Annotated in this window: 19 protein-coding genes and 3 tRNA genes; 17 read left to right on the top strand and 5 right to left on the bottom strand. The window is 70.7% G+C overall.

What is annotated here, in order from left to right:
* Nucleotides 1–130: 130 nt before the first annotated feature.
* Genes modA through GXW76_RS03930 form a run of 5 tightly spaced genes read left to right on the top strand, consistent with a single transcriptional unit; the run spans nt 131 to nt 4,128 of the window.
* Nucleotides 131–904: a molybdate ABC transporter substrate-binding protein gene (modA, locus tag GXW76_RS03910; protein WP_211860683.1), complete on the top strand. Its 774-nt coding sequence runs from the start codon at nt 131–133 to the stop codon at nt 902–904.
* Entirely contained in the window at nt 901–1,599 is a 699-nt protein-coding gene (gene modB, locus GXW76_RS03915) for a molybdate ABC transporter permease subunit (protein ID WP_211860684.1), read from the top strand. The genes modA and modB overlap by 4 nt, the downstream gene beginning before the upstream one ends.
* Entirely contained in the window at nt 1,599–2,705 is a 1,107-nt protein-coding gene (gene modC, locus GXW76_RS03920) for a molybdenum ABC transporter ATP-binding protein (RefSeq protein WP_211860685.1), read from the top strand. The genes modB and modC overlap by 1 nt, the downstream gene beginning before the upstream one ends.
* Entirely contained in the window at nt 2,702–3,058 is a 357-nt protein-coding gene (locus tag GXW76_RS03925; protein WP_211860686.1) for a winged helix-turn-helix domain-containing protein, read from the top strand. Before modC ends, GXW76_RS03925 begins: the two co-directional genes overlap by 4 nt.
* A 41-nt stretch (nt 3,059–3,099) precedes the next feature.
* A complete protein-coding gene (locus GXW76_RS03930; RefSeq protein ID WP_211860687.1) occupies nt 3,100–4,128 on the top strand; it encodes an MBL fold metallo-hydrolase in 1,029 nt (342 codons plus the stop codon).
* On the opposite strand, the gene GXW76_RS03935 is transcribed toward GXW76_RS03930, so the two are convergent.
* Complete coding sequence (locus tag GXW76_RS03935; protein ID WP_211860688.1) at nt 4,098–5,594, bottom strand: M81 family metallopeptidase; 1,497 nt, start codon at nt 5,592–5,594, stop codon at nt 4,098–4,100. The two genes, GXW76_RS03930 and GXW76_RS03935, sit on opposite strands and share 31 nt — an antisense overlap.
* A gap of 163 nt (nt 5,595–5,757) precedes the next feature.
* On the opposite strand from GXW76_RS03935, the gene GXW76_RS03940 reads away from it, so the two are divergent.
* The gene (locus GXW76_RS03940; protein WP_211860689.1) at nt 5,758–6,198 is read left to right on the top strand and encodes a PaaI family thioesterase; all 441 of its coding nucleotides are present in this window, start codon (nt 5,758–5,760) and stop codon (nt 6,196–6,198) included.
* A gap of 424 nt (nt 6,199–6,622) precedes the next feature.
* Here the strand turns inward: GXW76_RS03940 and GXW76_RS03945 are convergent, their stop codons facing one another.
* Nucleotides 6,623–6,970 (bottom strand): DUF4087 domain-containing protein, encoded by a 348-nt coding sequence (locus GXW76_RS03945; protein WP_211860690.1) that lies wholly within the window; start codon nt 6,968–6,970, stop codon nt 6,623–6,625.
* A gap of 130 nt (nt 6,971–7,100) precedes the next feature.
* Between GXW76_RS03945 and GXW76_RS03950 the strand changes: the two genes are divergently transcribed.
* The 4 genes from GXW76_RS03950 (at nt 7,101) to GXW76_RS03965 (ending at nt 12,139) form a co-directional block, all read left to right on the top strand.
* Complete coding sequence (locus GXW76_RS03950; protein WP_211860691.1) at nt 7,101–8,693, top strand: ABC transporter substrate-binding protein; 1,593 nt, start codon at nt 7,101–7,103, stop codon at nt 8,691–8,693.
* Entirely contained in the window at nt 8,693–9,580 is an 888-nt protein-coding gene (locus GXW76_RS03955) for an alpha/beta hydrolase (RefSeq protein ID WP_211860750.1), read from the top strand. The genes GXW76_RS03950 and GXW76_RS03955 overlap by 1 nt, the downstream gene beginning before the upstream one ends.
* 24 nt (nt 9,581–9,604) lie before the next feature.
* Nucleotides 9,605–11,794 carry an excinuclease ABC subunit UvrB gene (uvrB, locus tag GXW76_RS03960; RefSeq protein WP_211860692.1) on the top strand — a complete coding sequence of 730 codons (2,190 nt, stop codon included), beginning with the start codon at nt 9,605–9,607 and terminating at the stop codon, nt 11,792–11,794.
* 105 nt (nt 11,795–11,899) lie between these two features.
* On the top strand, nt 11,900–12,139 hold the full coding sequence (locus tag GXW76_RS03965) for a hypothetical protein (protein ID WP_211860693.1): 240 nt from the start codon (nt 11,900–11,902) through the stop codon (nt 12,137–12,139).
* A 73-nt stretch (nt 12,140–12,212) separates the two neighbouring features.
* Here GXW76_RS03965 and GXW76_RS03970 read toward each other — a convergent pair whose 3' ends face one another.
* The gene (locus GXW76_RS03970; protein ID WP_211860694.1) at nt 12,213–12,980 is read right to left on the bottom strand and encodes a 2-keto-4-pentenoate hydratase; all 768 of its coding nucleotides are present in this window, start codon (nt 12,978–12,980) and stop codon (nt 12,213–12,215) included.
* A gap of 85 nt (nt 12,981–13,065) precedes the next feature.
* Between GXW76_RS03970 and GXW76_RS03975 the strand changes: the two genes are divergently transcribed.
* On the top strand, nt 13,066–13,362 hold the full coding sequence (locus tag GXW76_RS03975) for a hypothetical protein (protein ID WP_211860695.1): 297 nt from the start codon (nt 13,066–13,068) through the stop codon (nt 13,360–13,362).
* 240 nt (nt 13,363–13,602) lie between these two features.
* Here GXW76_RS03975 and rlmB read toward each other — a convergent pair whose 3' ends face one another.
* Nucleotides 13,603–14,301, bottom strand: coding sequence for a 23S rRNA (guanosine(2251)-2'-O)-methyltransferase RlmB (rlmB, locus tag GXW76_RS03980; RefSeq protein WP_338150881.1), 699 nt, complete (start codon nt 14,299–14,301; stop codon nt 13,603–13,605).
* Nucleotides 14,302–14,677: 376 nt separating this feature from the next.
* Here rlmB and GXW76_RS03985 point away from each other — a divergent pair.
* The 6 genes from GXW76_RS03985 (at nt 14,678) to nusG (ending at nt 17,221) form a co-directional block, all read left to right on the top strand.
* Nucleotides 14,678–14,760 (top strand) — tRNA-Tyr (locus tag GXW76_RS03985).
* Nucleotides 14,761–14,839: 79 nt separating this feature from the next.
* A tRNA-Gly gene (locus GXW76_RS03990) sits at nt 14,840–14,913 on the top strand.
* Nucleotides 14,914–15,072: 159 nt separating this feature from the next.
* Entirely contained in the window at nt 15,073–16,260 is a 1,188-nt protein-coding gene (tuf, locus tag GXW76_RS03995; RefSeq protein ID WP_211860697.1) for an elongation factor Tu, read from the top strand.
* Between the two features lie 59 nt (nt 16,261–16,319).
* Nucleotides 16,320–16,396, top strand: a tRNA-Trp gene (locus tag GXW76_RS04000).
* A gap of 80 nt (nt 16,397–16,476) precedes the next feature.
* Nucleotides 16,477–16,671 carry a preprotein translocase subunit SecE gene (secE, locus tag GXW76_RS04005; RefSeq protein WP_211860698.1) on the top strand — a complete coding sequence of 65 codons (195 nt, stop codon included), beginning with the start codon at nt 16,477–16,479 and terminating at the stop codon, nt 16,669–16,671.
* Between the two features lie 13 nt (nt 16,672–16,684).
* Nucleotides 16,685–17,221 (top strand): transcription termination/antitermination protein NusG, encoded by a 537-nt coding sequence (gene nusG / locus GXW76_RS04010; protein WP_211860699.1) that lies wholly within the window; start codon nt 16,685–16,687, stop codon nt 17,219–17,221.
* A gap of 131 nt (nt 17,222–17,352) precedes the next feature.
* Here nusG and GXW76_RS04015 read toward each other — a convergent pair whose 3' ends face one another.
* A complete protein-coding gene (locus GXW76_RS04015; protein WP_211860700.1) occupies nt 17,353–17,562 on the bottom strand; it encodes a hypothetical protein in 210 nt (69 codons plus the stop codon).
* Nucleotides 17,563–17,635 lie beyond the last annotated feature (73 nt).

The raw sequence follows: 17,635 nt of genomic DNA on the forward strand, positions 1-17,635 counted from the left end.
GCGTCCTGTCCTCCACGCCCTTCGCGGGACGGATCCTGCCACGGATCTGCGCAGTTCCAAGCCAAGATGGACAGGCCGGCCATCGCAGGGTTATTTCCAGTAGAATATAGCGGACCGAGGAAGCTCTCCCATGCTCCGTCGTCTCGTTCTCGTCGCGGCCGCCGCGGTGTCGCTGGCGACGATGCCCGCGGCCCGCGCGCAGGAGGGCGCCACCGTCTTCGCCGCCGCCAGCCTGACGGATGCGCTGCGCGCGCTCGGCCAGGAATGGGCTTCGCGCGGCCATCCGGCGCCGCGCTTCTCCTTCGCTGCCTCCTCGGCGCTCGCGCGCCAGATCGAGCAGGGCGCGCCGGCGGATCTCTTCATGTCGGCCGACGAGCCCTGGATGGACTACGTCGAGCAACGCAACCTGATCGTGAACGCGACGCGGGAGAGCCCGATCGGCAATGCGCTGGTGCTCGTCGCGCCGGCGAATGCGGCGCGCGCCGTCGCGGTGGAGCGCGGCACCGACTTGCTGATACTGCTCGGCCCCAATGGCCGCATCGCGACGGGGGACCCCGCGCATGTGCCGGTCGGCCGCTACGCCCAGGCGGCGCTGACCTGGATGGGGCAATGGGATGCGATCTCGCCGCGCCTCGCCCGCGCCGACAATGTCCGCGCCGCGCTGCTGCTGGTCGAGCGAGGCGAGGCGCCCTTCGGCATCGTCTATGCCACCGACGCCGCGGCGAGCCCCGGCGTGCGCGTCGCCGGCACCTTCCCGGCCGGGAGCCACCCGCCGATCACCTATCCCTTCGCGCTCACCCGCCGCGCCGAGGGCAATGCCCAGGCCCGCGCGCTGCTCGCCTTCCTGGCAGGGCCGGAGGCCGTGCCCATCTGGCAGCGCTTCGGCTTCGCGCTGGCGCGGTGAGCCTCGCGCTGACGCCGGAGGAGTGGCAGGCGGTCCGGCTGAGCCTGGAAGTCGCCACCCGCTCCGTCGCCGTATCCCTGGTGCCGGCGGTCGGGATCGCCTGGCTGCTGGCGCGCGGGCGCTTCCCCGGGCGGATGCTGCTCGACGCGCTGGTGCACCTGCCGCTGGTGGTGCCGCCGGTCGTGGTGGGCTGGGGGCTGCTGATGCTGTTCGGCATCCGCGGCCCGATCGGCGGGCCGCTGCACGACTGGTTCGGCATCCGCCTGGTCTTCACCACCGAGGGCGCGGCGCTGGCGACGGCGGTGATGTCCTTCCCGCTGATCGTGCGGTCCGTGCGGCTCGGCATCGAGAGCGTCGATCCGGGGCTGGAGGCGGCGGCGCGCACCCTTGGCGCCGGGCCGATGGACCGCTTCGTCACCGTGACGCTGCCGCTGATGTCGCCCGGCATCCTGGCCGGCGCCGTGACCGCCTTCGCGGCGGGCCTCGGGGAGTTCGGCGCGGTCATCACCTTCGTCTCCAACATCCCCGGCGAGACGCAGACGCTGCCGCTCGCGATCTACAGCGCGACGCAGACGGCAGGCGGGGACGCGACCGCCGCGCGGCTCGCCGCCATCGCCTTCGCGCTCGCGGTGGCTGGGCTGCTGCTGGCGGAACTGCTCGCGCGGCGCATGCATCGCTGGCTGGGCCGCGCCTGATGGTCGAGGTCGCCCTGCATCACCGTTACGACCGGGACGGTTTCGCCCTGGAGGCCGCCTTCGCTGCACCGCCGCGGGGCGTGACGACGCTGTTCGGTCCGTCCGGCTGCGGCAAGAGCACCATCCTCGCCGCCGTCGCCGGGCTGCTGCGGCCGCGGCAGGGCCGGGTGGCGCTGGACGGGATGGTGCTGCTCGACACGGCGGCAGGCATCTTCGTCGCACCGGAACGCCGGCGCTGCGGCGTGGTGTTTCAGGATGCGCGGCTGTTCCCGCACCTCAGCGTGGAGACCAACCTGCGCTACGGCCTGCGCCGCGCGCCGCGCGAGGCGGAAGGCCCGGGCTTCGAGGAGGTGGTCGCGCTGCTCGGCATCGGCCATCTGCTCGCACGCCGCCCGGCGGGGCTTTCGGGTGGGGAGCGGCAGCGCGTCGCCCTCGGCCGCGCGCTGCTGTCGCGCCCGCGCATGCTGCTGATGGATGAGCCGCTCGCAGCCCTCGACGCCGCAAGGCGAACGGAGGTGCTGCCCTTCCTCGCCCGCCTGCGCGACGCGGCAAGGATGCCGATCCTCTACGTGACGCACGCGCTGGAGGAAGTGGACGCGCTCGCCGACCATCTCGTGGTGCTCGACCATGGCCGCGTGCTGGCGGAAGGCCCGGTCGCGGAGATCGCCTTGCGCACCGACCTGCCGCTCGCGGCGCGGCGCGATGCCGGCGTGCTGCTCGACTGCACGGTGCTGGCGGCGCCGGAGGGTGGGCTCGCGCGGCTCGGCTTCGCCGGCGGGGAGTTGCTGACGACGCTGCACCCCGGCGCGGTGGGCACGCGGCTGCGCGTGCGGTTGCGCGCGCGCGACGTCGCCGTGGCGGTGCAGGAACCGCAGGGCATCTCGACGCAGAACGTGCTGCCCGCGACGCTCGCGGAGATCCGCCCGGCCGGCGAACCGCAGGAGGTCTTCCTGCGCCTCGCCGTCGGGCCGAGCACGGTGCTGGCGCGCATCACCCGCGACAGCCTGGAACGCCTGGCGCTGCGGCCGGGCATGCCGGTCTGGGCGCTGCTCAAGGCCGTCACCTTCGACCACCGCGTCGCGGCGCCGCCGGAGCATGCCCCATGACCGACGCGCCGTCCGGTCGAGGCGTGCTCAGCCTGCGCATCGACCTGCCGCAGGGGCGGATCGGGCCGGGCAAGATCGCACTGCTCGAGGCGATCGACCGGGAAGGGTCGATCTCCGCCGCCGGTCGCGCGATCGGCATGAGCTACAAGCGCGCCTGGGACCTGGTGGACGAGACGAACCGGTTGCTCGGCACGCCGGTGGTGGCCGCGAGCCCCGGCGGCTACCGCGGCGGCGGTGCCACGCTGACCGATGCCGGACGGAACCTGGTCGCCGACTACCGCGCCATCGAGCGCGCCGCCCAGCGCGCGGCGGAACCGCGCCTCGCCGCGCTGCTGCGGCGCACGGGGGGCTGAAGCGCCTCGACCCGGCGGCGCCGGCGTGGCACTCCAGTCCGATGCGGCCGACCCTGCATCCGCGCCTGCTGAACGGCCGCTTCGGCGACCCGGCGCTCTATGTCGAAGCACTGCACGCGCCCGAGGCGGTGCTGTTCGACTGCGGCGACGTCACGGCGCTCGCGCCGCGGCACCTGCTGCGCGTGGGCGCGCTCGCCGTCTCCCACGCGCACATGGACCACTGGGCGGGCTTCGACCGGCTGCTGCGGGTGCTGATCGGGCGAGGCAAGCGCCTGCCGCTGGTCGGGCCCCAGGGCTTCACCGAGCGGCTGCACCATCGCCTGCAATCCTATACCTGGAACCTGGCGGACCGCATCCCGGCCGACCTCGTCTTCGAGGTGACGGAGGTGACAGGCGCCCGCGCCTGGCCGCGCAGCCGGCTCAGCCTGCACGGCGGCTTCCGGCCGCAGGCGCTGGATCCGCTGCCCGCCACCGAGGACGGGGCGGTACTGCATGTCGGCGCGCTGCGGCTGCGCGCGGCGGTGCTGGACCACTTCACCCCCTGCCTCGGCTTCGCGCTGGAGGAACCGCGGCACGTCAATGTCTGGCGCACAAGGCTTGAGGAGCGCGGCCTGCCGAAGGGGCCGTGGCTGGCGGGGTTGAAGGCGGCAGTGGTGGAAGGGCTGCCGGACGAGACGCCGGTGCCGGTCTTCGCCCGCGCCGCGGCGGCGCGGGAGGCGCCGGTGCTGCCGCTCGGCGCGCTGCGCGACCTGGTGGAGATCACGCCCGGCCAGCGGCTCGCCTACCTGACGGACCTGCGCGATACGCCGGCGAACCGCGCGGCCGCGATCGCCCTCGCGCGCGGGGCCGACATTCTGTTCATCGAGGCGACCTTCGCCGCCGAGGACGCCGCCGCGGCGGCGGAGCGCGGCCACCTCACCACGCGCGCCGCCGGGGAGATCGCCGCCGCTGCTCGCGCGCGGCGCATCGAGCCCTTCCACTTCTCCCCGCGCTATGTCGGTCAGGAGGCCCGCCTGATGGCCGAGGTCGCCACCGCCGCTCAGGTGAACGGATTGGCCGGCCCGCCATAGGGGTAGAAGTCGCGTGGGTTCAGGTGCTCGTAGGGCAGTGCCTCGAGCCGTACGGTGCCGAGGAAGGGCTCGTCCGGCTCGACCAGAAGGATGGTCTTCGCGAAGCCGCTGTCGTCGAAGCCGCGGCGGAAATGCACGCGGGACTTGATGGCGATGACGTCGAAATCCTCTGCCCGCAGACCCAGGCCCCAGAGTTCATCCGGTTCCATGATCTGCACCAGGAAGGGGCTGAGGACGACGACGTTGCCGTCCCCGAAGCCGATGCAGAGCCATTCCTGCCCGCGCCCCCTGGCACGCATCGAGGTCGCGTCGGCGATGCCGAGCAGCCTGCCGGTGACGCGCACCGGATCGCCGGCGGAGACATCCACGCGGCCGCCGATCTCCACCTCGACCGCGTCGCCTGGCTTCGCGCCGGCCGCGAGCACGGCCCGGATCGCCTCCGGCGCCGCGATGGTCGCGACCAGCGTGCGCTTCAGGCCTTGGGCGATGATCTCCTGCAGCAGCCATGTGGCGTAGCCGGAGCGGTCGCTGTGGTCTGCGAGCACGACCGGCGCGCGGCCTTCGGCGGCGGCCTGCTTCGCCTGCGCGACGCCGTCGGCGATGCGCAGCACCTTCGTCGTGCCGACCAGTTCCGCCCGCCGCCGCCAGGTCCATTCCGCCATGTCGCGCGCGATGCGCTGCGCGAGGTCCGGCTTGCCGTTGGTCAGCACCTGGAACGTCATGCCGGCGTCGGGCACGTCGCTCCAGGGGAAGCCGAAGAAGACGTTGATGAAGACGTCGGGCTCGCGTGCCTCCCAGACCAGCGCGCGCTGCACCAGGTCCGACCAGGGCGAGGCGCCGGTCCACATCACCACCGTCGGCGCCAGGATCGGCAGCTTCAGCGTGACACGCGCGGGCACGAAGTCGCCGCGGATGGAGCGCACCAGCTTGCGCGCCGCGCGCTCGCCCTGCAGGTGCATGTCGTAGTGCGGGAAGTACTTCACGCAGAAGGCCATGTCCGCGTGGCGGAGGAATTCCGCGTCCTCGTTGCCGTGCGGGTCGAAGGTGCCGACGATGCGCGCCTTGGGGCCGAGCGCTTCGCGCACGCGGCGCGCGATCTCGGCTTCCGGCCGCGGCACGCCGCGCACGCCCATGGCGCCATGCAGCGCGAGATACGCGCCGTCGAAGGGGCCCTGTGCCTTCAGTTCCTCGATCTGGCGGCCGAGGAAGGTCTCGAAGGCGTCGTTGGTGATCCAGCCCGATCCGGTGCCGGTCTTGGGCCAGAGCGGGGATTCGATGCCGACGAGTTCGACGCCGTCATATTCGCGCGCGACCTGCACGAAGCCGCCCATGTAACCCTTGGGGTCGGTGGCGAGCAGCGCCTCCCCCGAAGCGGGCGAGCCGGGATAGCGGAAATCCTCCTCCGTCGTGTCGAACGGGAGGAAGGTCACGGTCTCATGGGCGAATTGCAGGACGGCGATGCGCATCTCGTTTCCTCGTGCCGCGCGGGCGCCGCATCCTGCGCGAGACCGCCGGCGCTGCCCAGGGGCGTCGCCTTGCGGGCATCGCGCCCCGCCGCCATGGTGCGGCGGATCCGACGGTGGCGCCTGGTGGCCTCGTGCCCGCGCCGGTCACGAGGGAGCGGACAACATGGCGCGAGCGGCGCATCCCGATGCGGTGCCCGAAGGTTTCGTGCCCGCCACGCATGGCGGGCCTTATGCAGCGGAACTGGGGCCCTTCTGGTCGAAGCCGGGCGAAACGCATGTCTCGCTCGGCCTTCGGGTCGAGCGCCGCCACTGCAATTCCGCCGGCGCCGCGCATGGCGGCTTCATCGCGACGCTCGCCGACCTCGGGCTGATCCACGCGGTGGCGGTGATGCGCGAACGCGAAGGCCGGCCGCGCCATTTCCTGACGACCGTGAACCTGACGGTGGACTACCTCGCACCCGCACCCGAAGGCTGCTGGCTGGAAGTGCAGGCGGAGGTGTCCCGCCTTGGCCGCAACCTCTCCTTCACCGAGGGCGTGATGCTGGCGGACGGCAAGCGCGTCGCGCGGGTCAGCGCGGTGATGGCGGTGCTCGGGCCGCGTTGAGAGGGGCGCCGCCCCTCCGGGTGGAGCCCGCCGCGCCCTTGTACGACTCGCGCACGCACACGCCTTCGATGCCGCGAAGCCGGTCGATCGAACGTCGCGCCGCTGCGTGCGGCCGGGTCCACGCCCGGGCCCTCCTGGCCGATCACGCGATGCGACACGCCGGCACCCCAAGGCTATGCGGCACGGCGAAGCACCCATACCAGCCCGACACAAGGCAACCGCGCACCGGTCTCGTTACCCCGTCTCGGACATCCCGATTCTTCGCAAACACAGGATGCTCCAACGGGTTGCGTCGTCCTCTTCGCCCCGGCCGCGGGCAGCCGCCGCCGTATTGCTCGCCTGCTGTCCAGGACACCGGCCGGCACGTCCGGGGTTCTGTCGGTCCGGGCGGGAACCCGAATATCCTGCGGGCAAACCGCTGCCCTCAGGGCGCAGGCAACGCCCGGTCCCCGCGGCAGCGGCCGAGCGGCAACGACTCGGCGGCGATCACGCGCAGCACGCGCCGCGACGCCGCCTCGGTCTCCAGCACGAAGCAGGCGCAGCCGTAGCCGTAGGATCCATTGGTCGCGACCCAGCCGCGCGTGGTCATGTCCGGGATGCCGTCCATGCCGGCCACCTCCGGCCCGCCCTGGACGGAGAGCACCCACGGCCCGTCTCGGTCCTGCAGCCACCAGTTCGCCGGCGTTGGATTGTGCAGCCAGCCGCAGCGGCGTTCCGGGGCGGCCCAAGCCGGCGTTGTCGAACCCAGGGCCAGGAGGAGCAGGGCGGCCATGCGCATCGCGACATCCTCATTCCGATTCTGCGCATGCCTATCCTGCCATGCCGCAGCGCGCAGGACGACAGCGGGACGGCGCGGCGGTAGGGTGCGGCCCGTCCGAGACCTCTTGCCGGGATGATTCGCCATGCGCCGCCTTGCCCTTGCGCTCGCCTTCACGACCGCGCTCGCCGCGCCCCTCGCGGCGCAGACCCTGCGCATCGGCATGGCCGCCGAAACCACCGCGGCCGACCCGCACAACTACGCCGCCGCGCCGAATTCCACCTTCCGTGACCACATCTTCGACGGGCTGACGGCGCTCGATGCCCGGCTGCGGCCGAAGCCGGCGCTGGCGACCTCCTGGTCGCGGCGCGACGACCTGACCTGGGTCTTCGAACTCCGCCAGGGCGTGACCTTCCACAACGGCCAGCCCTTCACCGCCGAGGACGTGGTCTTCTCCTATTGCCGCACGCTCAACAACGAGAGCGAGGTGGTCGGCTCCTTCTCCCGCGAGATCCGCCGCATCGAGGCGATGCAGGTGGAGAACCCGCACCGTCTGGTGATCCGCACCAGGGAACCGGAGCCCCTGCTGGTTTCCGACCTGGCCTCGGTCGCCATCATCCCGCGCGGCGCGCGTGGCGGCCTGACCTATTCGGCCGAAGGGTGCGGGCGCGAGGGCCCATGGCCAACGGTGGCCGACTTCAACGAGGGCCGTGCCGTCATCGGCACCGGGCCGTACCGCCTGCGGACCTATAGCCGCGGCGGCGTCATCGAACTCGCCCGCAATGACGCCTATTGGGGTGAGAAGCCGCACTGGGCCGAGGTCCGCCTGCGCCCGGTGACAAATGCCGGCCCGCGCCTCGCCGGCCTGCTGGCGGGCGACCTCGACGTGATCGAGGCGCCGGCCACGGCCGACGTGCCGCGCATCCGCCAGAACGCCGCGTTTGCGCTGGCGGTCTCCCCCACCACGCGGCTCATCTTCCTGCAGATGGACCAGCGGGAGAACGCGCCCTTCGCGCAGGGCCCGAACGGTTCGAATCCGCTGCGCGACGTGCGGGTGCGCCAGGCGCTCTCGCTCGCCATCGACCGGCGAGCGATCGCGGAACGCATCATGGACGGCCTCGCCACGCCGGCTGGCCAGCTTCTGCCGGACGGGATGCGCGGCACCGTCCAGGGCGCCGGCATGCTGCCCTACGACCCCTCCCGTGCCCGCGCACTGCTGGCCGAGGCAGGGGTGGCCAGCGGCTTCACCTTCACGCTGCACGCCACCAACAACCGCTACGTCAACGACGCACGCGTAGCGCAGGCACTGGCGCAGTACTTCCAGCGCGCCGGCGTCACCGTCACGGTGGACGCCATGCCGTCGAACGTCTTCTTCCCCCGCCGCGGGCGGAAGGAATTCTCGGTGCCGATGGGCGGGTGGGCTGCCACGGCGGAGGAGACGCAGCTCTTCCTCCGCGCCTGGATCACCACCACGGATCGCGAGCGCGGTTTCGGCATGAGCAATTACGGCGAGTTCTCCGACGCCGAGATCGACCGCCTGGCCCGCGCCGCCTTCGCCACCATGGACGAGGCCGAGCGCGAGCGCCTGATGCAGGCCGCGAGCCGCCTGGTGATCGAGCGCCTGCCCGTCATCCCCATCCACTTCGAGAATGCGGCCTGGGCCTTCCGCCGGGGCCTCGCCTTCGAAGGCCGCATGGACCAGACCACCCCCGCCCAGGACGTGAAGCCCGCCCCGTGATGAATGCCCAGGATCTCGCCCGCGCTCTATCGGCGCCGGGCCGCAACGCCCACCCCTTCACCGACGAGATGCACGGCGCGGGCAAGCCGCTGGTGCTGCATGCCTATCGCCCGGCCGGGTTCACGCCCGACAGCCCGGTGGTCTTCGTCCAGCACGGCATGGGCCGGAACGGGGACGAATACCGCGACTTCTGGATCGAGGCCGCGGACCGCCACGGGCTGCTGATCCTGGCACCGACCTTCTCGGCGGAAACCCATCCGGGGGCCGAGACCTACAATAATGGCGGCGTGCTGGATGACGCCGGCGCCATCACGCCCGCGCAGGGCTGGGCCTACCACATCCCGGCGCGGATCTTCGCGCTGCTGCGGGAAGCCGGCGTCACGCGCCGGACACAGGCTTTCCTCTTCGGCCATTCGGCAGGGTCGCAGTTCGCGCATCGCATGGCGTCGCTTACCGACCGCTCGCCCTTCTGCGCCATCGGCTGCGGCAATGCGGGCTGGTATTCCCTGCCGACGCTGGACCGCCGCTTTCCGGAAGGACTGGGGGGCCTCGGCCTCGCCGATGCCGATCTGGAGGCCTGGCTCGCCTACCCCCTGCTGATCCTCGCCGGCGACGCGGATACCGAGACGAGCGGGCCGTCCCTGCCGTCCAACCCCGAGGCAGTCGTCCAGGGCCCGCACCGCTTCGCCCGCGCCCACAACTTCCTGGCCTTCGCCCGCTCCGAGGCTGCCCGCCGCGGCGTGCCCTGCCACTGGCGAATGGAGATGGTGCCCGGCATCGGCCACGACGGCAACGCCATGTCCAAGGTCTGCGCCGCCATCTGGTTCGAGGGCCGCCAGCCCGAGGCCGCGCGCATGGCGGAACTCGCCGGGAAGGTGGCGCTCTAGCCCCGGCGGGCCCATGTTCCGGCGATGAACCTGATCGCCCCCGGCCCCGTCCTGTTCATGCCCCAGAAGCGCCCGGCCCCTGCGCCGCAGCGCCGCCTGTCCGTGGTCTCCCCGTTCGAGCCGAACGGCGACCAGCCCCAGGCCATCAGGGAATTGGCCGGCGGGCTGGAGCAGGGCGAACGCGACCAGGTGCTGCTCGGCGTCACCGGCTCCGGCAAGACGTTCACCATGGCCAAGGTGATCGAGCAGCTTCAGCGCCCGGCGCTCGTGCTCGCGCCGAACAAGACGCTGGCGGCGCAACTCTACGGGGAGATGAAATCCTTCTTCCCCGACAATGCGGTAGAATACTTCGTTTCCTACTATGATTACTTCCAGCCGGAAGCCTACGTCCCGCGCACGGACACCTACATCGAGAAGGATTCGCAGATCAACGAGCAGATCGACCGCATGCGGCATTCGGCGACGCAGGCGCTGCTCGAACGCAACGACGTGGTGATCGTCGCCTCCGTCTCCTGCATCTACGGCATCGGGTCGGTCGAGACCTATTCGCGCATGGTCGTGAAGCTCGAACGCGGCGGGCGGATCGATCGCGACGCGCTGGTGAAGGGCCTGGTCGAACAGCAGTATCGTCGCAACGACGCCTTCTTCGCCCGCGGCACCTTCCGCGTGCGCGGCGAGAGCGTCGATATTTGGCCCTCGCACCTGGATGACCGCGCCTGGCGCGTCTCCCTCTTCGGCGACGAGATCGACGGCATCCGGGAATTCGATCCGTTGACCGGCGAGATCACCGGCGAGATGGAACGCGTCGCGATCTACGCCAACAGCCACTACGTAACGCCGCGCCCGACGCTCACCCAGGCGATTTCGCAGATCAAGGTCGAGCTGAAGGAACGGCTCGCGCAACTGGAAGCGGAAGGCAAGCTGCTGGAGCGCCAGCGCCTGGAACAGCGCACTATCTTCGACATCGAGATGATGGAGACGACCGGGTCCTGCAAAGGGATCGAGAACTATTCGCGCTACCTGACCGGCCGCAACCCGGGCGAGCCACCGCCGACCCTCTTCGAATATCTGCCCGACAACGCCGTGCTGATCGTGGACGAGAGCCACGTGACCGTGCCGCAGATCGGCGGCATGTATCGCGGAGACTATGCGCGCAAGTCGATCCTCTCCGAATTCGGCTTCCGCCTGCCCTCCTGCACCGACAACCGGCCGCTGAAGTTCGAGGAGTGGGACGCCTATCGCCCGCAGACGGTCTTCGTCAGCGCGACGCCCGGTCCCTGGGAGATGGAACGCACCGGCGGCGCCTTCGCCGAGCAGGTGATCCGCCCGACCGGCCTGGTGGACCCCGTCTGCGAGATTCGCCCCGTTGAAGGCCAAGTGGACGACCTTCTGGCAGAATGCCGCGCCGTCGCCCAGAAGGGCGGCCGCGTGCTGGTCACGACGCTGACCAAGCGCATGGCCGAGGATCTCACGGAATACATGACGGAAGCGGGCATCCGCGTGCGCTACCTGCATTCCGACGTGGACACGCTGGAGCGGATCGAGATCATCCGCGACCTGCGCAAGGGCGTCTTCGATGTGCTGGTCGGCATCAATCTGCTGCGCGAGGGCCTCGACATTCCCGAATGCGCGCTGGTCGCGATCCTGGATGCCGACAAGGAAGGATTCCTGCGTTCGACGACGTCGCTCATCCAGACCATCGGCCGCGCCGCGCGCAATGCCGAAGGCCGCGTGGTTCTCTACGCCGACACCATGACGAGGAGCCTGCGCAACGCGCTCGAGGAAACCGAGCGCCGCCGCGCCAAGCAGCAGGCCTGGAACACCGAGCACGGCATCACCCCGCAGACCATCCGCCGCGAGATCGCCGACGTGCTCAGGGACGTCAGCCAGGGCGACTATGTCACCGTCGATGCAGTGGAAGGCGAGGAGGAGCAGCACTTCGTCGGCAAGGACCTGCGCGCCACCATCGCGGAACTCGAACGCAAGATGCGCGCCGCCGCCGCGGAACTGGAATTCGAGACCGCCGCCCGGCTGCGCGACGAGATCAAGCGGCTCGAATCCCTGGACCTTGGCCTGGAACCCAACCTCGCCGGCCGCTCCCTGCGGGAGGCCACGCCAAAGGCGGATTGGAAGCCGAAGCCGATGGGGCCTGGCGGTGGCGGCTATGAGCCCAAGGGAGCAAAGACGGGCGGGCGGAAGCGTCGCGCGTCCTGACGCGGATGTGATGTCCGGGGCTGCCTTCGCCCCGGTTCTGCCCGATCAACGCCACACGTTGCGATTGTGTTGGCGGCCATGGATTACCACTGCAGGAGGCAGGCCATGGCCATTTCCCAAATTCGTATTCTTGCCGTGTCGCTGGTCGCGCTGGCCCTTGCCGCCTGTTCGGACCCGGTGGGCCGGCGTGCGCTGATCGGCGGCGGCATCGGTGCCGGGGCCGGTGCCGCGGTCGGTGCCCTGACCGGGGGCTCGCCCCTGGCCGGTGCGGCGATCGGCGGCGCCGGCGGTGCCGCCATCGGCGCCCTGACCGCCCCCCGCCAGCCCCGCGGCTACTATTACTGACCGCCAGCGAGGGCGGACTCCCAAAGAAGGGAGGGGGTCGCGGGGGAGGTTCTCCTCCCTCGCGCCTTTTCTGTCAGGTGAGGGTCAGTTCGACCTTCCCCAGCGTATCGAACTCCACGACCACCTTGCAGGGTCCATCGACCCAGATCGGCGGCGTCACCGACCCCAGGAACACCACCTGCCCCGTGCGCAGCCCGCCGAATTCCGTCGCGCAGGCGGAGGAGGCGAGCCATGCCAGCGCCTCGAAGGGGTGCCCGAGCAGGTCCGCGCCGACGCCTTCCCCGCGCACCTCCCCGTTCACCGTGAGCCGCCCCCGGGTCGCGCCGAGATCGAGGCTGCGCCAGTCCGCGACGGCCGCGCCGAGCACGCCGCCAGCATGGAAGACCTGGTCCGCGATCAGCGTCGGCGTGCCGAGCTTCGCCAGGTCGTCGTAGCGCTTCTCGACGATCTCCATGGCCGCGAAGACCTCGCCCACGGCCGCTGCCGCCTGGTCCCGCGTGCAGGGGCCGGGCGCGATGTCGCGGGCGAGACGCAGCCCGACCTCGCATTCCAGGCCGGGGTTCACGAAATCGGCGTGGCGGGCGGTCGCGGGCGTGGCGCGCAGGCCGGATTTCGGCACGAAACCCGCTGCCGGGCCGGCGAGGCCCAGGATGGACTGCATCTGCTTCGTGGTGGCGCCGATCTTGAAGCCCGCCGGCGGCAAGCCGCCGAGGCGGAGCGCGACCTCCTTCTGCAGGGCGTAGCCGGCTTCCGGCGTGGCGGGCGCAAGGGCGCCCAGCGGGGCCAGGATGCGCCTGGCGCGGCGAGCCTCGATGATCGCTTCGGCGGCCTCGGATGCCATGGTGGGTTTCCTCCTCGAAGGCGGGCATGCTGTCCGCAGCGCCGTGCCGGGGCAAGCCGGCGCATGGGGGAGGGCCGGGGGGACCGTGAGGATCCGTTACCGCGTGCTGCTGCTGGTGGCCGTGCTCACGGCGATCGCGGGCGTGCTGGAACTGCTGGCCGGCGACGTCGACGCCTTCGAGACGCGCACGGGCTTCTTCGACCGAATCGGCACGCTGGCCATCAACGGCATGGTCGCGCTGGTGGGTCTGGTCGCGGCGCTCTACGCGACTTCGGTCTTCTTCCCGCGCCGGTGGGGGGAGAAGGCGGGCGTCGGCGGGGCGATCCTCGCCGCGCTGGTCGCCGCCTTCTGCCTTCGCGTCCTGTGGCTTGGCGGGGCCTAGAGCAGATCCCGATCAGGTGGAATCACCTGATCGGGTGAAGATGCTCGCTAAAACAAAGGCCTGGAGCGGTGTTCGTGAGCCGAGGCGAACGGAAACCGCTCTAGATGCAGATCCCGATCAGGTGGAATTGCCTGATCGGGTGACGATGCTCGCAGAAACAAGCGCCTGGAGCGGTGTCCGTAATCCGAGGCGAACGGAGGCGGCTCCAGGCAGGCCGCCCCGTCCCCCGTGTCCGCGCTGCTACCGCCGCACAATCTCGTAGAGCGCTACCGCCGCCGCAGCGGCGACGTTGAGGCTTTCGACCCCCTCAGCCATCGGCAGGCGCACCAGTTCGTCGCAGGTCTCGCGCTGCAGGCGCCGCAGGCCGGAATCCTCGGCACCGAGCACGAGGGCCGCGCGGCGGTCGCGCGGGGCGGCTTCGGCGATGGTGCGCTTTCCCTCGCCTGCCAGGCCCAGCACCCAGAATCCGGCCTTCTGAAGCGCGGCGATGGCGCGCGAGAGGTTTACCTCCCGCACCACCGGCACAACGTCGAGCGTGCCGGAGGCGGCGCGGGCCAGCGCGCCGGTCTCGGGCGGGGCATGGCGGTCCTGCAGCACCACGCAGGCGGCGCCGAAGGCCGCGGCGGCACGCAGCACGGCGCCGACATTGCGCGGGTCCGTGACCTGGTCGAGCAGCAGCACCGGCCCGTCCGAGGCGGCGATGGCGTCCTCGAGCGCCACGGGCTCGAGGGGCTCGGCGAGCAGGGCGATGCCCTGATGGACCGAATCCTCGGGCAGGAAGGTGGCGAAGCGGGCGCGGTCGGCGCGCTCTGGCGTGACGCGCCAGGGGCCCGCGAATCGCTCGCGCAGGGCGGCTTCGGCCTCTGTCGTCACCAGCAGACGGCGAGGCTTGCGGCGAGGGTTGGACAGGGCTGCGAGAACCGCATGCTGACCGTAGATCCAGAAGGCGCCGGAGCCCGCTCCGGCACCGGGGCGGGGCGGTTCGGCTACAGGTTCCGCCGGTGCGTCGCGGCCCGGGCGCGCGCCTTGGCGCGCCTTCCGACCGGGAGCGGGCTCATTCCGCGCGGGGCGCTCGGCCTCGGGGCGGGAAGTGCGGCCGCGCTGGGGCGGGCCGCCGGCGGGGCGTGCAGGGGAACGGTTTTCGGGCCGCTTAGGGGGGCGTCGCATGCGCCCATCCTGCCTGCGCGGCGAGGGGAAGGAAACCGCCCGGCATCATCGGTGCACTGCGCCCGCGAGACGCTCCGTTGACAGCACGCGCTGCATGCGGTTAACCCCCCGCGCTCCCGCCAGCCCCAGTTATTGGGCGAGCGGCTGCGGAGGGGTGCCCGAGTGGCTAAAGGGGACGGACTGTAAATCCGTTGGCTTGCGCCTACGTTGGTTCGAATCCAACCCCCTCCATATCGCCCGCCCGTGACGACGGGACGAATTCCCCGGACCGGGCGGCGGGAACTTGGATGGGTGCGCGGCGCCTCGCGGCGCGGGTGTAGCTCAATGGTAGAGCCCCAGCCTTCCAAGCTGGTTGTGCGGGTTCGATTCCCGTCACCCGCTCCAGCGAAGCGCGGGTGGCCGCTCCGCCAGGAGCGCGGGACAAGTTTGCTCCGCCAGGAGCGCGGTGTGTGCTCCGCCAGGAGCGCGGGACGTGTGTGCTCCACGAGGAGCACGGGACTGTGTTGGCGGTAACGGATCGGAACGAGGACGCGGGACAGGGCCATGGCGAAGGCGAAATTCGAGCGGACGAAGCCGCACTGCAACATTGGCACGATCGGGCACGTGGACCATGGCAAGACGTCGCTGACGGCGGCGATCACGAAGGTGCTTGCCAAGGCTGGTGGTGCGACGTTCACGGCGTATGACCAGATTGACCGTGCGCCGGAGGAGAAGGCGCGCGGGATCACGATCTCGACGTCGCATGTGGAATACGAGACGCCGAACCGGCACTACGCGCACGTGGACTGCCCGGGCCACGCCGACTACGTGAAGAACATGATCACGGGTGCGGCGCAGATGGACGGCGCGATCCTGGTGGTGTCGGCGGCCGACGGCCCGATGCCGCAGACGCGCGAGCACATCCTGCTGGCGCGCCAGGTTGGCGTCCCGGCGCTGGTGGTGTTCCTGAACAAGTGCGACATGGCGGACCCCGACCTGCTCGAGCTGGTCGAGATGGAAGTGCGCGAGCTGCTGAGCAGCTACCAGTTCCCGGGCGACGACATTCCGATCATCAAGGGCTCGGCGCTGTGCGCGCTGGAGGACCGTGAGCCGGAACTGGGCGAGCAGGCGGTGCTGAAGCTGATGGAGGCGGTGGACGCCTACATTCCGCAGCCTGCGCGCGAGGTGGACAAGCCGTTCCTGATGCCGGTCGAGGACGTGTTCTCGATTTCGGGTCGCGGCACGGTGGTGACGGGTCGCGTTGAGCGCGGGATCGTCAAGGTGGGCGAGGAAGTCGAGATCGTTGGGCTGAAGCCGACGGTGAAGACGACGGTCACGGGCGTCGAGATGTTCCGCAAGCTGCTGGACCAGGGCCAGGCGGGCGACAACATCGGTGCGCTGCTGCGCGGCACGAAGCGAGAGGATGTGGAGCGTGGCCAGGTTCTGGCGGCTCCGGGTTCGATCACGCCGCACACGAAGTTCAAGGCGGAAGCGTATGTGCTGACGAAGGAGGAGGGTGGCCGTCATACGCCGTTCTTCACGAACTATCGTCCGCAGTTCTACTTCCGCACGACGGATGTCACGGGCGTTGTCTCGCTGCCGGAAGGCGTCGAGATGGTGATGCCGGGCGACAACGTGTCGATGGACGTCGAGTTGATCGCGCCGATCGCGATGGACGAGGGGCTGCGCTTCGCGATCCGCGAGGGCGGCCGCACCGTCGGCGCCGGCGTCGTCGCGAAGATCGTGGCGTAACTCCGCGGCAGGCGTTTGCGTATCCGCCATCGTCGCTTACTGTGGCGGCGGCGGACATTAGGGGCGTAGCTCAATTGGCTAGAGCGCCGGTCTCCAAAACCGGAGGTTGGGGGTTCGAGACCCTCCGCCCCTGCCATCGCCGCCAGGCCCGAGGCAATTCACCGTGGGTGGCGACCCGTAAGGGCTGCCGCCCGCAATCGTTCCAGAGGTAGTCACTTGGCCAAACTCGATCCGGCGCAGTTCGTCCGGGAAGTCCGCCAGGAAGTGGGTCGCGTGACCTGGCCCTCGCGCAAGGAGACGCTCGTCACCACCGGCCTGGTGCTGGCGATGTCGGCGCTTGCCGCGGTGTTCTTCCTGGTGGTGGACCAGTTGATCCAGGTGGCCATGCGCCTCGTGTTCGGAATCGGCTGAGGGAGACGGCACCGTGGCCGAGAAGAAGTGGTACGTGGTTCATGTCTACTCGGGCTTCGAGAAGAAGATCGCCGAGCAGATCAAGCAGCAGGCCGCGCAGAAGGGTCTCGCCGACAAGTTCGACGAGGTCCTGGTTCCGACCGAGCAGGTGACCGAGGTCCGCCGCGGGCACAAGGTCGACACCGACCGGAAGTTCTTCCCCGGCTATGTGCTGGTGAAGATGGAGATGACAGACGACGCGTGGCACCTGGTGAAGGACACGCCGAAGGTCACCGGCTTCCTCGGTGCGCGCAACAAGCCGCAACCCGTACCCGCCAGCGAGGCCGAGCGCCTGCTGCGCCAGGTGCAGGAAGGCGTGGAGAAGCCGCGCAAGCCCGCCGTGATCTTCGAGGTGGGCGAGCAGGTGCGCGTGGCCGATGGCCCCTTCACCTCCTTCAACGGCGTGGTCGAGGAAGTCGACGAGGAGAAGGGCCGCGTGAAGGTGTCCGTCTCCATCTTCGGCCGCTCGACGCCGGTCGATCTCGAATACGGTCAGGTCGAGAAGCTCTGATCGCGTGACCGAGGGGGCGCTGCCCCCTCGACCCCCGCCGGGGTGGCCGAGCCACCCCGGACCCCGCCCGGAGTATCGGTTTCCAAAGGCCTTTCGGCCTTTGGCGGGGCCAGGGGCAGAGCCCCTGCCTTCTACTGCCGCGCCAGCGCCTGTCGTCCGGCCTCGGTGGCCTGCACCATGCCGTCGCGCAGCGTGACGAAGCCCGCCTCCACCGCATCCTCCCACACCGTCAGCCGCGGGCAGGACGTCCGCCAGGCGTCCAGGACCTCCGCATAGGGGCGCGGCCGTTGCGCGACGAAGGCGACAAGGTCGAGGATCAGCGGCCTGAGTGTCTCTGACATCGTTTCCTCCTTGTGCTGCGGCCAGCGGCGGCCCGAGGTCGTTGTGGCGTCATGCCTCCCGCTCCGAGACGAT

The organism is Neoroseomonas soli (assembly GCF_018129065.1).
Taxonomy (GTDB): domain Bacteria; phylum Pseudomonadota; class Alphaproteobacteria; order Acetobacterales; family Acetobacteraceae; genus Neoroseomonas; species Neoroseomonas soli.

Excerpts from the sequence above, each read along its gene's own strand:
- GXW76_RS03935 (WP_211860688.1), bottom strand. The coding sequence starts at position 5,594 with ATGCGCATCGCCGTCCTGCAATTCGCCCATGAGACCGTGACCTTCCTC.
- GXW76_RS03970 (WP_211860694.1), bottom strand. The coding sequence starts at position 12,980 with ATGGCATCCGAGGCCGCCGAAGCGATCATCGAGGCTCGCCGCGCCAGG.
- GXW76_RS03930 (WP_211860687.1), top strand. The coding sequence starts at position 3,100 with ATGCGGCCGACCCTGCATCCGCGCCTGCTGAACGGCCGCTTCGGCGAC.
- uvrB (WP_211860692.1), top strand. The coding sequence starts at position 9,605 with ATGAACCTGATCGCCCCCGGCCCCGTCCTGTTCATGCCCCAGAAGCGC.
- tuf (WP_211860697.1), top strand. The coding sequence starts at position 15,073 with ATGGCGAAGGCGAAATTCGAGCGGACGAAGCCGCACTGCAACATTGGC.
- GXW76_RS03940 (WP_211860689.1), top strand. The coding sequence starts at position 5,758 with ATGGCGCGAGCGGCGCATCCCGATGCGGTGCCCGAAGGTTTCGTGCCC.
- GXW76_RS03945 (WP_211860690.1), bottom strand. The coding sequence starts at position 6,970 with ATGGCCGCCCTGCTCCTCCTGGCCCTGGGTTCGACAACGCCGGCTTGG.
- GXW76_RS04015 (WP_211860700.1), bottom strand. The coding sequence starts at position 17,562 with ATGTCAGAGACACTCAGGCCGCTGATCCTCGACCTTGTCGCCTTCGTC.
- GXW76_RS03955 (WP_211860750.1), top strand. The coding sequence starts at position 8,693 with ATGAATGCCCAGGATCTCGCCCGCGCTCTATCGGCGCCGGGCCGCAAC.
- modA (WP_211860683.1), top strand. The coding sequence starts at position 131 with ATGCTCCGTCGTCTCGTTCTCGTCGCGGCCGCCGCGGTGTCGCTGGCG.
- GXW76_RS03950 (WP_211860691.1), top strand. The coding sequence starts at position 7,101 with ATGCGCCGCCTTGCCCTTGCGCTCGCCTTCACGACCGCGCTCGCCGCG.
- GXW76_RS03925 (WP_211860686.1), top strand. The coding sequence starts at position 2,702 with ATGACCGACGCGCCGTCCGGTCGAGGCGTGCTCAGCCTGCGCATCGAC.
- modC (WP_211860685.1), top strand. The coding sequence starts at position 1,599 with ATGGTCGAGGTCGCCCTGCATCACCGTTACGACCGGGACGGTTTCGCC.
- GXW76_RS03965 (WP_211860693.1), top strand. The coding sequence starts at position 11,900 with ATGGCCATTTCCCAAATTCGTATTCTTGCCGTGTCGCTGGTCGCGCTG.